Here is a 14094-nt window from a genome sequence, read left to right as displayed (position 1 = left end):
GGGTCAGGCGCCTGCCTCGGGCTCCTGCGCCTGGAAGGTGGTGACCTGCGTGATCCACGGCGCCTTGTACGTGCTCAGCTGGACCTTCTCGTCGTCCCAGCTGCCGTAGCGCGGATTGACGTCGATGTGCAGGGCCTTCGACGCCTCGGTGAGCGCCTTCCCGACGACCGCCTGGCCGGCGGGGGTCTGGAGATCGGCACCGAGCGCCTGCGCCAGCTTCGGGAGCTGGACCTCCTTGCGCAGGTCGTTCTCGATCTGGCCGGGGGCCACCCAGCGCTGCTCCAGCATCACCGTCCGCAGCCCTTCGTCACCACCGGACTGCGCGGCGGCGGCGGCCTGGATCTGCTGGATCTCCTTACGGCTGACGGTCACCCCGGCGTCCTTCGCGGCCCGGTCCAGGACCTGGCCGAAGATCAGGCTGTGCAGCTTGGCCCGGTTCAACTGCCCCGACTTCGTCACCAGTTCTCCGGACCGCTCCGACGTCCGCTGCGCGCTGCGCACGTCGGACGCCTGCGCCTGGACCGTGGCCACGTCGATCCGGTCGCCGCCGACCACGGCCGCGGCGCCCGGATGGGCCTCGCTGCCGCAGGCGGTCAGGAGCGGGGCCGCGAGGAGCGCGGCGGCGGAAAGGGCGAGCGCGGTGCGACGACGGCGGTGCAAAGGAGCCTCCCGGGGAGAGTTTGTGCATCAGTGCACAAAGCCTTGCGGTGATCGATGTTAGGCAGTGGACGTGATTCGGGCCACTGCTTCGACCAACGATTTCCGGACCCGTCAGTGTGGGGTCGGCGCCGAAAACACCGTCGGCTCACCCTTTTCGGGCGCCGCCGGGCTCACACCGAGCCGCGGACGTCCTGGTGGTGGGTCAGTTGGCGCCGCAGCTCCGTGGGAAGCGGGTGGTGCGGGCCGTAGGTGCGCTCCGTGTCGTACAGGAGTGCCTGCAACTGGGCGCGTCCCGCCGCGTGGTCGCCCACCCCGAGCAGCAGGTGACCGATGCGATGACGGATGTCGAAGGCCCGCCCCGGACCCTCGGAGTGCGCGTAGGCGTTCTCGTAGTACGGGAGGACCGCGCGGTACTCGGCCAGCGCGGCGGCCGCCTCGCCTAGCTGCTCCAGGCACTGCGCCGCGTCGTAGCGGTACTGCAGGGTCTGGGAATCGGCGGGGCCCGCCTCCGCGGTGCGGTCGTCGGCGAGACGGCGGAGCTCCGGGAGGGCGCGGCGGTACTGCCCGTCGTCCATGAGCGTGGCCGCGTACTGCTTGCGCAGGATCCGTACGACCGGGGAGTGCTCGCCGTGCTCCGCCGCGGCGGCCGGAAGGATGCCCCCGAGTATGTCGACGGCCTGGGTGATCCGGCCCTCGCCCAGGAGCCGCTTCACGTCGTCGACGGCCTGCGCCACGTTCGGGCGGGAGGGCGGCTCGTGCGGTGCGGCCGGTGCCTGCTGGGCGGGGACGGGCGCGGGCGCCGGGACCGCCGCCCGGTCCGGCCAGGGCGCCTGCGGACGGAGGAAGGGCCGGGTCGGGTCGAGCGGCCCGGCCGGCGAACCCCCGGAGGGCAGCAGGGGCCGCAGGCACTCGTACACCTCCTGGGCGGAGGCGGGACGGTGCTGCGGGTCCTTGGAGAGCAGCCGCAGCACGAGTGCCTCGAGCGCCTCGGGGACCTCGGGCCTGAGATGGCGGACCGGGAGCGGCGGCTCGTAGAGATGGCGGTGCAGCACTCCCAGGGCGGTGGAGCCCGCGAACGGCACGTCCCCGCTCAGCAGTTCGTGCAGGAGCACCCCGAGGGCGTACAGGTCCGTGTACGGGCCGACGGCTCCGCCCATCGCCTGCTCGGGGGCCATGTAGGCCGGGGAGCCGATCGGTGAACCCGTGTGCGTCAGACGGGTCGTGTCGGTGTCCATGACGGAGGCGATGCCCAGGTCGAGCACGGTGAGCGTGCCGTCCGGCTTGACCATCGCGTTGCGCGGCTTGAGATCGCGGTGGACGATCGGCACGGCGTGCACGGCGGAGAGCACCGCGCAGAGCTGCGCGGCGATCGCGACGGCCCAGGGCCATGGATAGGGGTCGTGCTCGGCGAGATGGTCGGCGAGGTCGGCGCCCTCGACGTACTGCATGACGAGATAGAGGTCCTCGCCGTCGCTCCCCGCGTCGTGGACGGTGACCAGCCCGGGGTGGTCGACCTGCGCGGTGACCCGGCACTCCCGGACGAACCTGCGGCGCAGATCGTCGGCGGCCTGGCTGCCCGAGGGGCCCGCGACCCGGTCGGGACGCAGGAGCTTCACCGCGACCCTGCGGTCGAGACGCTGGTCGTACGCCGTCCAGACCTGCCCCATGCCGCCTTGGCCGAGAATGGTCGCCAGCTCGTAACGCCCGGCGATCACACGCCCGTTCACCGGCCGTCACCCTCCTTGCGGAGGTAGTCGCTCAGCTCGTCGAGCTCGGCACGCACCTGGTCCAGGCGCTGGGGCCCGGCGGGCCTCGGGGTGTCCGACGGGGGCGTGGCGGCCGGCCGTTGCGGCGGGGCGGGCGGATAGCCGTAGGACGGGGCGGGCGTCACGGCGGGCGGGACGGGCACGGTCTGCTGTCCGTATCCGGCGGCGGGCGACGCCAAGGCCCCGGGGTGCGGGGTCGCGTAGCCGTACGGAACGCCCTGCGGGCCGCCGTACGGACCGTAGTGGCGGATCTCCGCGTAGAGGTAGTAGGTGACCGTGCCCGCGAAGACGACCAGCATCCAGGTGAGCATGATGAGCGCCTGGGCGTCGGACATCACCTCCTCGTCGTCCGGCAACGTCCCGAGGTAGACGATGAGTCCGACGTTCAGCGCGAACACGAGGGCGAGCAGCCACCAGTCGCGCGGCTTGCGGGTCACGATCGCCAGCCGCAGCATGGCCGCCCAGGCGAGGAGGCCACAGCTCAGGAAGGTGAGCGCGACGAAGACCACGCGCAGCGTGACCAGCGTGGCCGAGGACGGACGACGCTTCGGCTGCTGCTCCGGCGGATAGCCGTAGCCGTGCATGTGCTGCTCCCGGAGGGCGTGGGTCGGACGTGTGCAGTGAGCGTATACACCGACACGGACAACCGGTCCCGGGTTGTGCACAACCGTTGTGGTTCCCGTCACGGTTCACCTCGTCCCGCGCCTCCCGGCCGACGTCACCCGGCGCCTCCCCGCTCACCTCACCCGGGGGCGACCGTGCCCTCCGTGAGCCCGTCGTACATCCCCTGCACCAGCTGCCCGCCCAGCCTCCCGGCCGTGCGCAGGGCGTCCTCGAAGGCGGCGAGGTCCCTGAACTGCTCTCCGTAACGCTGCTGTTCGGCGAGGGGCAGGCGTGGCACCTGGAGGCGGCGGGCGTCCAGCCGGGTCGCGGTGGAGGCATAGCTGCTGGCCTGCCGGTTGTTGGCGGTGGCCCGCAGGAAACCGGCGAGGAACCAGGGGTCCAGGGCTGCCGGATCCGGGCGCAGCAGCTGGAGGTTGCGGCCCAGCGCGGCTCCGGCGGTGGCCTCGTCGACGACCCTGGCCACCGAGCCGCCGCCCAGTACCGGCACGACGACGTCGCCCGGCTCCAGGAGCAGCGGCTCGGTCTCCGTGGATGTCGTCGGCGCTGCGGCCGTACCGCTCGGGGCCGTGCCGGCCAGGACGTCGTGCTCGGTGAGGACCCGCGCGGCGCCGCCCGGCGCACCGGAACCCGTACGCAGGCGCAGGGCGCCCGCACGGGCCAGTTCACCGACGGTGGTGAAGGGCCGCCGGGCCGGTTCGCCCGGGACGGCGGGCGGCGGGGTGAGCCGGGCGGTCAGCTTCAGGGTGTCGTCCAGCCGCTTCCGTACGCGCGCCAGCTCGGCCGCCCCGCCGCCTGCGGCCTGCGGTGGCAGGTGGCGGGCGGGGGCCAGGTCCACGTCGTCGTCGAGCAGTTCGATGACGGGGACCGCCCTGCTGGTTCCCGGGCGCTCCTCGACGGGCTCACGGCGTCCCGGCACGTCGAAGGCGGTCCAGGCGTCCAGCACCGCCCCGCGCAGAGCGGGCCAGTCCAGCCGGTCACGGCCGGAGGTCGTGCCCGCGGACTCGGGCTCGGCCGTGTCGACGACGAGCAGTTCGGGGGCCGGGGGCTGCTCGGCTCCGGGCTTGCGGAGCACCCAGATGTGGAGCGGGATGCCGTACGGCGGCGCGGCACCGGCCGGGAGCGCGATCACGGCGCGCAGCGCGCCGCGGCGGAGCAGGTCGGCGCGGATGCGCCGGCCCGAGCGCCGCGAGGCGGCGGCCGGGGGCATCAGCACCACGGCCGTGCCGCCTTCACGGAGATGGGCGAGGGCGTGCTGGAGCCAGGCCAGTTCGGACTCGGTACGGGCGGGGAAGCCGTACTCCCAGCGCGGGTCGTAGGCCAGCTCGTCGTGGCCCCAGTTCCGCTCGTTGAACGGGGGGTGGCACAGCACCGCGTCCACGGTGAGTCCGGGGAAGGCGTCGGTGCGCAGGGTGTCGCCGGTCCGTACGGACGGTGCGGACCCTTCGGCACCGCCCCCCGGGGCGTGCAGGGCGAGGCGGAGAGCGGTGAGCGCCGCCAGGTCGGGGTCGGCCTCCTGGGCGTACAACCCGGTGGGACGGCCGACGGCACGCAGAAGGGCGCCTGTTCCGGCGGCCGGGTCGAGCACCGTGCGTGAGGTGCGCCTGCCGCTCGCTCCTGCGGCGTCCCGTGCGGGCAGGGCGAGGTCGGCCATCAGCTCGGCGAGACCCGGAGGCGTGAGTGTGTACTGACGCGGGTTGGCGTCGAGTTGCCGGCCGAAGAGGAAGTCGAAGGCCTGCCGGGCCCCGGTCTCAGCGGCGAGTTCGGCGACGGCGCGCAGCAGCGGCACGGACGGGAGCAGCTCCGACTCGGCGGGCGTGGGGACGGCCCGCCCGGCTCCGAGGCGATCCGCGAGCACGTGGTCCAGGGCACCCGGCAGGACCCCCGCCATCCGGGCGTCCGATACGGCGGTGATCTCCAGCCAGGCGGTGGGCCTGTCCCGGACGAGCAGAAGGGCGCAGCCCGCGTGGAGGAGGGCGGTGACGGCCCCGCCCGGGTGCCCCGCCAGTTGCTGCCAGACCCGCTCGCGCAGCGGGATCTCCGCGAGCTTGCCCTGGTCGCGGAGCCACTGCTCGACCTCGGGCAGGGCGAAGGAAGGGCTGGCCTCGGTGCCGCCGACCGGCTTCGGGAAGTCGGCGTGCCTGCGGCGCCAGTTGCTGACGGCGGCGCGGCCGACGCCCGCGAGCCGGGCGATTCCGGCGGCGGTCACCTCTGTCGAGTTCTCCGGCACTGGCCTGTCTCCCGTTCCGCCCACGTCGGTGTCCCCTGCTGTGTGGATGAGCATACCGATCGCGTTCCACTCATCGGTTCACACCCGATACGGACCGAAGCGACCGTGAACAGTGTTGACTTGGTTCACAGCAACTGTTCTTATTGACCCACAGCACACCGCAGGGTTGTGCGGCACCGCTCACACTTCCCGTTCTTCCTCGGAGGGCACACCCATGTCCCAGTTCACGCAGCCGCAGCCTCAGCAGCCGTACGCACCGGCGCAGGCTCCCGGCGCGCGTCCCGCCCGTAACGGCCTCGGTATCGCCGCCCTGGTCCTCGGCATCATCGGGACGGTCTCGGGTCTCATCCCGCTGTTCTTCTGGCTCGCGGGCATCCTCGGCGTCATCGCCCTGATCCTGGGACTCTCCGGGCGCGGGCGGGCCAAGCGGGGCGAGGCCACCAACAAGGGTGTGGCCACGTTCGGCGCGGTGCTCGGCCTGGTGGCGCTGATCCTGTCGGTGGTCGGCGCCGTCCTCACCTTCAAGGCCGTGGACGACGTGGTGGACGAGATCAACGATTCGGCCCCTGCCAGCGCGGCGGCGAAGCCGGCGGAGTCCGGGGGCGACGCGGCCAAGGACGACGCCAAGGGCGTGGGCGAGACCCTGGAAGCAGGAGACACGGCTGTCTACGAGGACGGCCTGGAGGTCACCGTCAGCGACCCCACCGCCTACACCGCCGACGAGTTCGCAATCGGGCACACCAAGGGCAACAAGGCCTACACGGTCTCGGTCGTCATCGAGAACAAGGGCAAGGAGAAGTTCGACGCGACGCTCGCCTCCGTCGACGCCCGCGCGGGACAGGACGGTGTGGACGCCGAGCAGATCTTCGACGGCAAGGTCGGCGAAGGCTTCAGCGGCACGGTCCTGCCGGGCAAGAAGATCACGGCCCAGTACGCCTTCGACGCCCCGGCCGACGCCGAGAACCTGACCGTGGAGGTCTCCCCCGGCTTCGACTGGGACGCCGACCAGTGGGACCTGAAGCTCTGACATGACAGCGGGCCACATCCGAAGACGCCCCTCCACCGCTCATCGGAGGGGCGCCTTCGGATGTGACCGGCTCGGCTCCCGTCCCTGAAGCGTTGTCGGCTCGGCCCCCGCCCCCGGAACGTTGTCGGCTCCGCTCCCGCCCCCGGAACGTTGTCGGCTCGGCTCCCGCCCCCGGGCGGGAGCCGTGCCGTTCCCGCTAGCCGCGGGTGGAGTGCCGCACCCAGACGTTCGGCTCGACGTACACCGCGTATCCGTGCGCGGGCGAGCAGAGCACCGGAACCAGTGCTCCCGGGACCTCCACCGGCCCCTCCGTGTCGAACGGCAGCCCGGTCCACGCCCGCCAGCGCTCCAGCGACCCGCTCACCGTCATCGAGACCGGTGCGACCCTCTCGATCACACCGCCCGCCCGTACATGCACCCGCAGCCAGGGGTCGACGGGCAGCCCGTCGTCCGGTCGCGTGCGCCGGGCGTACTCCTCCAGCGGCACGGAGGCCTCGGCGTGCTTCGCGCTCGGCCTGACCGGAGCCACGAGGTTCGCGAATCCGAGGCGTCGCGTGTTCTCCCGCATCGCGGCCACCATCTGCCCGGAGATGCCCTCGCCGAGCCGCCCCGCGGCGACCGTGATCTCGATCGCGCTCACGGTGTCCGGGGTACGCCCGTGCCGCAGGTCGGAGAAGGCCCACAGCAGCGCCTGGTCCCAGCCGCCCTCGGGCAACTCCCCGCGCCCGGGCGCCCCGAGGGCGAACGGCACGCTGTAACCCCTGGCAGCGACGGCACCGTCGGCATCGGTGGCGACGAGTACGAACTCGGGGAACTCCACGGCTATGCGGGGAAAGTTCGCCCAGCCCACCAGGTCCTCCAGGACGAAGGCGGGCCAGGTGTCGGGCATGTCGTCCAGCGCCCCGGCGAGTTCGGGCCGCTCCGCGAGCGTGGTGATCTTTACATCCATCCGGCCACGGTAGACAGGCCGCGCCCCGTCGCCAACCGGATTCGGAATGGCCCGGAAGGGTGCTGGGTTCAACCCCCGGACAGGCGAGGACAGGCGCGCACTCCGTGCACCGTCACCGGTTCACAGAAAGCTGCCGACGATGAGCGCACCCGTCGGCAGAAGGCTCAGCGAGACGCAGAGCGGCCAGTACAGCCGCGGGTCCATCGCCGCCCTGCGGCCCATCGGCTCGTTGACGAGCCACCAGATGATCCAGAACACCGCGACCACCGGTACGACGATGATCAGCCAGAGCGTCATGCCGTCGTTCTCCGTGGGCTCCCGTGAGGTCCAGCCCGCATCCGCGAGCGGACCGTTCGCCAGGAAGTACCACACCAGCCACGCGGGAACGACGCCCGGCACCCCGAGCAGCAAGTTCACGCCCACGGCCGTCAGCCGCCACATCACCATGGGCTCAGTATTCACACGCGCACCGTCGCCCTGCGTGCCGAGGCACCCTCCCGGCCGCCCGCCCCCTGCGCCTACCCTGATGCCTCGTGACCCGTCTCCGCGCAACGCCCCAGTCCCGCCGCCCCGCAGGGCGCTCCCTCCGGCTCGCCCGAGGCCGGGCCGCCGGCTGTGCCGCCCTGGCGCTCGGGGCGCTGCTGACCGGGTGTGACGGGACCGGACTCCCCGACGGCAGCGGTCTTCCCGGCGGCGGGGTCTCCTCGGCGGCCTCCGGCGCGCAGGGGACCAGCCCACTGGACGACCCGGACGGCACGAAGCCGGGCCTGGCGGCGATCTCCTCCGAGGGGGACGAGGCGAAGGGCCGCGACCTCATCGAGGAGCTGTCCACCAAGGGACGCGGCCCCAAAACGGGTTACGAACGAGACAAGTTCGGCTACGCGTGGATGGACACGGCGGACGGCGTCCCCCTTGCGAGGAACGGCTGCGACACCCGCAACGACCTGCTCAAGCGCGACGGCCAGAAGATCGAGTTCCGCTCCGGATCCGACTGTGTGATCGTCTCGATGACCCTCCACGACCCTTACACGGGCAAGGACATCGCCTGGAAGAAGGCGGACGCCTCGGAGGTTCAGATAGACCACGTGGTGCCGCTGTCGTACGCGTGGCAGATGGGCGCGGCCCGCTGGCCCGAGAGCAAGCGCAAGCAACTCGCGAACGACGTGCTCAACCTCCTGCCGGTCGAGGGCCGCGCCAACAGCGCCAAGGGCGACTCCGGACCGGCGTCCTGGCTGCCACCGGACAAGGCGATCCGCTGCTCCTACGCCGTGCGGTTCGCGCAGGTCGCCCGGAAGTACGAACTGGCCGTGACGAGCGCGGACAAGCAGGCGATGCTGACGCAGTGCGGCGGCTGACACGGCGTGGCGCCGGGCAGCGCGCCGACTGACGCGACACCGGACAGCGCGGCAGCGGCTGACACGGCCCGGTGCCGGGCAGCGCGGCGGCTGAGGCGGCCCGCCGGCTGACACGGCCCGGCTGACGCGACATCGGGCAGCGCGGCGGCGGGCTGGCACGGCGCGGCGCCGGGCAGCACGACGGCTGAGGCGGCCCGCCGGCTGACACGGCCCGGCCGATGCGACACCGGCCCGCGCCGCGACTGACGGGCCGCCCGGCCCCTCAGACCTTTCCGATGCCCAGCGTGTTCTCGGACGGCAGCAGTCCCGAGCCGATCACCTCGATCCACAGCGGCCCGAGAAGCTCGGCCAGTCTCTCCCGCTCCTCGGTACCGAGCGCCCCCCAGGGACCCGACGCGGCCTCGTCCGTACGCCGTTCGACCTCCGCGCGCAGCTCACGCCCCGCGTCCGTCGCCGTACCGTCCGCCTCCAGCAGCCCTCGCCCGGCCAGCCGGCCACGGGCCGCCTCCCACTCCTGCGCGCTCCACCCCCGGCTCGCGAACACCTCCGGTCGTGCGGCGCCGATGGCCGCGAAGGAGACCAGCGACTCCACCGGATCCAGGCCCGCCGCGATCAGCGCCGCGACGTGGCCGTCACCCCGGTGCTCCCGCAGGACCGTCGACGCCTGCCAGAGCGTCAGGTGCGGTGCGTCGGGCCACGGCAGCGCGGCGTTGGCAGCGGCGAGCGGGCGCCCTGTCACGTCCGCGGCCTGTGCCGCACGCCGCACGAGCGCGGCGGCCTCGGCGAGCTCCGGCCCCTCGACCCGGTCACCGAACAGCGCCCGGTAGGCCCGGTCCACCGCCCGGCTCCGCGCCGCGAGCACCGCGTCCGGGGCGGCCACCGACCAGCCCGCGGGGACGTGGGCCCCGATCATCGCGGGGCTGAAACTGTGGAAGGTGGCGGTCACCTGCTCCGCCCCCGCCGCACCGAGCGGGGCGGCACGCCACGCGAAGTAGCTCGGCCACCGCTCGTCCGTGGCGTAGCCGAGCGCGCCGGCCTCCTCGAACGCCTCCGGCGCGTAGTAGACGACGGCGTGCAGCGGCTCCAGCAGGTGCCACATCCGGCGCACGGAACCCAGATCGTCGGACATGTCCAACCTCCCGCTCGACCACATCTTGTCAGTGACTAGATCTCCAGCGTGGGCCCGCTCCGCAAACTTGTCAATGCCTAGATTCCGCGTACCGTACGTCCCATGACCAGTGAGCGCACCTATCACCACGGCGACCTGCGGCGGGCCGTCCTCACCGCCGCCCTCGACGTCATCGAGGCCGACGGCCCCGACGCCCTGTCCCTGCGCGACCTGGCCAGGCGGGCGGGCGTCTCGCACGCGGCACCGGCCCACCACTTCAAGGACCGCACCGGCCTGCTCACGGCGGTCGCCGCCGAGGGCTACACACTCTTCGCCGCCGCCCTGGCGGAGGCACCGGGCCTACGGGAGCGAGGCGTCGCCTACGTCCGGTTCGCCTCCGCCCACCCCGCGCACTTCCAGGTGATGTTCCGCCCGGAGCTCCTCCGCACCGACGACCCCGCCCTGCTCGCCGCCAAGTCCCGCGCCACCGAGGAACTGCGCGCCGGGATCAGCGAACTCCCGCACAACGCCCACGGCGACGACGCCCGCCTCGCCGGCATCGCCGCGTGGTCCCTGGCCCACGGCTTCGCGACGCTGCTGCTCAGCGGCAACCTGGACGAACCGGTCGGCGGCCGAGACCCCGGAGAGGTGTTCCATCACCTGACCGGGTTCCTCTTCAGCGGCCGACCCGCCGCCCTCGACGGCCCTACGACCCCAGAATCGTCGTGAGGAACTCCCCGGTCCACGACAGGAGTTCACGGCCGACCACCGGTTTGCCGCCGATGCGCCCCGCCGTCGGCCGGGGCACCAGGATCTGGTGTGCGGCCGGCTTGAAGATCGTCTTCGGGTGCAGCCGCTTCAGCCGCAGCTCCTGCGACTCCCGCAGCTCCACCGGAGCGAACCGGATGTTCGGGCCCTGGAGCACGATCTCGCCCACCCCGCAGGCCCGGGCGAGCATCCGCAGCCCCGCCACCAGCAGCAGGTTCTCCACCGGCTCCGGCAGCTTGCCGTAGCGGTCGGTGAGCTCCTCGCGCACCGCCCGGATGTCCTCCTCCGAATTCGCGGAGGCGATGGCGCGGTACGCCTGGAGGCGCAGCCGCTCCCCCGGGGCGTAGTCGTGCGGGACGTGCGCGTCGACCGGGAGCTCGATCTTGACCTCGAGCGGCGGCTCCTCCTCGACCCCGCCGTCCACGGCCGCCCGGTAGTCCGCCACCGCCTCGCCGACCATCCGGATGTACAGGTCGAAGCCGACCCCCGCGATATGGCCGGACTGCTCGCCCCCGAGCAGGTTTCCGGCGCCACGGATCTCCAGGTCCTTCATCGCCACGTACATGCCCGCGCCCATCTCGGTGTGCTGGGCGATCGTCGCCAGCCTCTCGTGCGCGGTCTCCGTCAGCGGCTTCTCCGGCGGATACAGGAAGTAGGAGTAGCCCCGGTCCCGGCCACGGCCGACACGGCCGCGCAGCTGGTGCAGCTGGGAGAGACCGAAGTTGTCGCCGCGCTCCACGATCAGCGTGTTGGCGTTGGAGATGTCGATGCCGGACTCGACGATCGTCGTGGAGACCAGGACGTCGAACCGCTTCTCCCAGAAGTCGACGACGACCTGCTCCAGCTGGCTCTCCCCCATCTGCCCGTGCGCCGTCGCGATCCGCGCCTCGGGCACGATCTCGCGCAGCCGCGCCGCCGCCCGGTCGATCGACTCGACCCGGTTGTGGATGTAGAACACCTGGCCCTCACGCAGGAGTTCACGCCGCACCGCCGCGCCGATCTGCTTCTCCTCGTACGGCCCGACGAACGTGAGGACGGGGTGGCGCTCCTCCGGGGGCGTCGTGATCGTCGACATCTCGCGGATGCCCGTGACGGCCATCTCGAGCGTACGGGGGATGGGGGTCGCCGACATGGTGAGCACGTCCACGTTGGCCCGGAGCTTCTTCAGCTGCTCCTTGTGCTCGACGCCGAAGCGCTGCTCCTCGTCGACGATGACGAGACCCAGGTCCTTGAACTTCGTCTCCGACGAGAACAGCCGGTGCGTGCCGATGACCAGGTCCACGGACCCGTCCTTGAGCCCCTCCAGCGTCGCTTTCGACTCGGTGTCCGACTGGAAGCGGCTCAGCGCCCGCACGTTGACGGGGAACTGGGCGTACCGCTCGGTGAACGTGCCGTAGTGCTGCTGCACCAGGAGCGTCGTCGGCACGAGCACCGCGACCTGCTTGCCGTCCTGGACCGCCTTGAACGCGGCCCGCACCGCGATCTCCGTCTTGCCGTAACCGACGTCGCCGCAGATCAGCCGGTCCATCGGGACGGACTTCTCCATGTCCTCCTTGACCTCGGCGATCGTGGACAGCTGGTCGGGCGTCTCCGCGTACGGGAAGGCGTCCTCCAGCTCACGCTGCCACGGGGTGTCCGGGCCGAAGGCATGCCCCGGGGCCGCCATCCGCGCCGAGTACAGCTTGATCAGGTCGGCGGCGATCTCCTTGACCGCCTTCTTGGCGCGCTGCTTCGTCTTCGTCCAGTCGGCGCCGCCCAGCCGGTGCAGGGTCGGGGCCTCGCCACCGACGTACTTGGTGACCTGCTCCAGCTGGTCGGTCGGGATGTAGAGGCGGTCGCCGGGCTGGCCGCGCTTGGCGGGGGCGTACTCGACGAGGAGGTACTCGCGCGTCGCGCCCTGCACGGTGCGCTGGACCATCTCGATGTAGCGGCCGACACCGTGCTGCTCGTGGACGATGAAGTCGCCCGCCTGGAGGGTCAGCGGGTCGATGGACTTACGGCGGCGGGCCGGCATCCGGCCCAGGTCCTTGCTGGCCGTGCGCTGGCCCGTCAGGTCCGTCTCCGTCAGCACGGCGAGCTTCAGGCCCGGGTCGACGAAGCCGTGGTCGACGGCGCCGCACGAGACGTGGACGAGCGACGGTGTGATCTCGCCGAGGTCAGGGTCGAGCCGGGCCGCGATGCCCTCGCCGCCGAGTACCTCGACCGTACGCGAGGCGGGCCCCTGCCCCTCGGTGACGTACACCGTGCGCCAGCCCTCGGCCAGCCACCCCTTGGTGTCCGCCAGCGCGCGGGCGGTGTCGCCCCGGTACGCCTCCGGGGCGTGCATCCCGAGCTTCAGGGTGTCGTCGTCCAGCTCGTCGTCCGCGGCGAACGGCGAGACCGACCACCACAGCATGCCCAGCTCACGCGCCCGGTCCCGGACGTCGGCGATGCCCCACAGCGAGGCCGCGCCGACGTCGATCGGCGCCTCGCCGCCGCCCGCGGTGGCCGCCCAGGACGCCTGGAGGAACTCCTGGCTCGTCGCGACCAGGTCCGCCGCCCGGGTCCGCACCCGCTCGGGGTCGCAGACCACCGCCATCGAGCCCTTCGGCAGGACGTCGAGCAGCAGCTCCATCTCGTCGACGAGGACCGGGGCGAGGGACTCCATGCCCTCGACGGCGATGCCCTCCGCGATCTTCCCCAGCAGCTCACCCAGCTCCGGGTGCTCCTCGGCCAGCGCCGCCGCCCGGCCTCGTACGTCCTCGGTGAGCAACAGCTCACGGCAGGGCGGGGCCCACAGTCCGTGTTCGGCGACCTCCAGCGAGCGCTGGTCGGCGATCTTGAAGTACCGGATCTCCTCGACGTCGTCGCCCCAGAACTCCACCCGCAGGGGGTGCTCCTCGGTCGGCGGGAACACGTCCAGGATCCCGCCGCGCACCGCGAACTCGCCGCGCTTCTCGACCAGCTCCACCCGGGCGTACGCCGCTGCCGCGAGCGCGTCCACGACCCCGCCCAGGTCAGCGGTCTGCCCACTGCTCAGCGCCACGGGCTCCAGGTCGCCGAGGCCCTTGACCTGCGGCTGGAGCACCGAGCGGACCGGTGCGACGACCACCTTCACCGGCCCGGTCTCCGGGTCGTCCGGCCGGGGGTGCGCGAGCCTGCGCAGCACGGCGAGACGACGGCCCACGGTGTCCGAGCGGGGCGAGAGCCGCTCGTGGGGCAGGGTCTCCCAGGAGGGGAACTCCGCCACGGTGTCCGGGGGCAGCAGGGTCCGCAGCGCCGCCGCCAGGTCCTCGGCCTCGCGGCCGGTCGCGGTGACGGCCAGCACCGTGCGCCCGGCCTCGCGGGCCAGCGCGGCCACGGCGAAGGGGCGCGCGGCGGGCGGGCCGACCAGGTCGACCTGGGGCCGGTGGCCGTCGGTCGCGGCCTTCACCGCTTCGGAGAGCGCCGGGTCGGTGACGACGACGTCCAGCAGACCGTGCAGGCTCATGAAGGTTCCGTCCGGTGTGGCGAGTGAGCAACGCGAAGGGCCCGACACGTGGGACGGGCCGGGGCCTCCAGCGTACGACGCCGGTGTGTCACCCGCGCGAGGGAACGCCGTTGTCCGGTCGGCGGCAGCGGGGCTAGCCTT

The 14094-nt window shown here is 72.6% G+C and carries 11 protein-coding genes; 3 read left to right on the top strand and 8 right to left on the bottom strand.

The genetic code is table 11. From position 1 onward, the window contains the following. Positions 1-3: 3 nt before the first annotated feature. The 4 genes from ACFYQ6_RS27690 to ACFYQ6_RS27675 form a co-directional block, all read right to left on the bottom strand. Positions 4-660, bottom strand: coding sequence for a SurA N-terminal domain-containing protein (locus ACFYQ6_RS27690; protein WP_388765464.1), 657 nt, complete (start codon positions 658-660; stop codon positions 4-6). Positions 661-830: 170 nt separating this feature from the next. Then, a complete protein-coding gene (locus ACFYQ6_RS27685) occupies positions 831-2387 on the bottom strand; it encodes a serine/threonine-protein kinase (protein ID WP_361575181.1) in 1557 nt (518 codons plus the stop codon). Further along, complete coding sequence (locus ACFYQ6_RS27680; RefSeq protein ID WP_388765461.1) at positions 2384-3010, bottom strand: hypothetical protein; 627 nt, start codon at positions 3008-3010, stop codon at positions 2384-2386. Before ACFYQ6_RS27680 ends, ACFYQ6_RS27685 begins: the two co-directional genes overlap by 4 nt. 158 nt (positions 3011-3168) lie before the next feature. After that, positions 3169-5277, bottom strand: coding sequence for an N-6 DNA methylase (locus ACFYQ6_RS27675; RefSeq protein ID WP_388765459.1), 2109 nt, complete (start codon positions 5275-5277; stop codon positions 3169-3171). Between the two features lie 214 nt (positions 5278-5491). Here ACFYQ6_RS27675 and ACFYQ6_RS27670 point away from each other — a divergent pair, with 214 nt between their 5' ends. Continuing rightward, entirely contained in the window at positions 5492-6304 is an 813-nt protein-coding gene (locus tag ACFYQ6_RS27670; protein ID WP_361575190.1) for a DUF4190 domain-containing protein, read from the top strand. 196 nt (positions 6305-6500) lie between these two features. Here ACFYQ6_RS27670 and ACFYQ6_RS27665 read toward each other — a convergent pair whose 3' ends face one another. Together ACFYQ6_RS27665 and ACFYQ6_RS27660 are read right to left on the bottom strand one after the other, a co-directional pair. Continuing rightward, positions 6501-7253 (bottom strand): N-acetyltransferase, encoded by a 753-nt coding sequence (locus ACFYQ6_RS27665; protein WP_388765457.1) that lies wholly within the window; start codon positions 7251-7253, stop codon positions 6501-6503. A 120-nt stretch (positions 7254-7373) separates the two neighbouring features. Next, positions 7374-7700: a hypothetical protein gene (locus tag ACFYQ6_RS27660; RefSeq protein WP_361575776.1), complete on the bottom strand. Its 327-nt coding sequence runs from the start codon at positions 7698-7700 to the stop codon at positions 7374-7376. 176 nt (positions 7701-7876) lie between these two features. Between ACFYQ6_RS27660 and ACFYQ6_RS27655 the strand changes: the two genes are divergently transcribed. After that, positions 7877-8608, top strand: a complete 732-nt coding sequence (locus ACFYQ6_RS27655; protein ID WP_356742526.1) for an HNH endonuclease family protein — start codon at positions 7877-7879, stop codon at positions 8606-8608. 262 nt (positions 8609-8870) lie between these two features. On the opposite strand, the gene ACFYQ6_RS27650 is transcribed toward ACFYQ6_RS27655, so the two are convergent. Then, the gene (locus ACFYQ6_RS27650) at positions 8871-9737 is read right to left on the bottom strand and encodes a hypothetical protein (protein ID WP_388765455.1); all 867 of its coding nucleotides are present in this window, start codon (positions 9735-9737) and stop codon (positions 8871-8873) included. Between the two features lie 102 nt (positions 9738-9839). Here ACFYQ6_RS27650 and ACFYQ6_RS27645 point away from each other — a divergent pair, with 102 nt between their 5' ends. Next, positions 9840-10445, top strand: a complete 606-nt coding sequence (locus ACFYQ6_RS27645; RefSeq protein ID WP_361575199.1) for a TetR/AcrR family transcriptional regulator — start codon at positions 9840-9842, stop codon at positions 10443-10445. Here the strand turns inward: ACFYQ6_RS27645 and mfd are convergent. After that, the gene (gene mfd, locus ACFYQ6_RS27640; protein ID WP_361575202.1) at positions 10423-13953 is read right to left on the bottom strand and encodes a transcription-repair coupling factor; all 3531 of its coding nucleotides are present in this window, start codon (positions 13951-13953) and stop codon (positions 10423-10425) included. The genes ACFYQ6_RS27645 and mfd overlap by 23 nt on opposite strands. Between the last annotated feature and the right edge of the window lie 141 nt (positions 13954-14094).

The organism is Streptomyces sp. NPDC005494, assembly GCF_042872025.1.
Classification (GTDB): Bacteria; Actinomycetota; Actinomycetes; order Streptomycetales; family Streptomycetaceae; genus Streptomyces.
The sequence above is the reverse complement of the archived record's forward strand: the minus strand, read 5'-3'. Positions and strand labels throughout refer to the sequence as shown.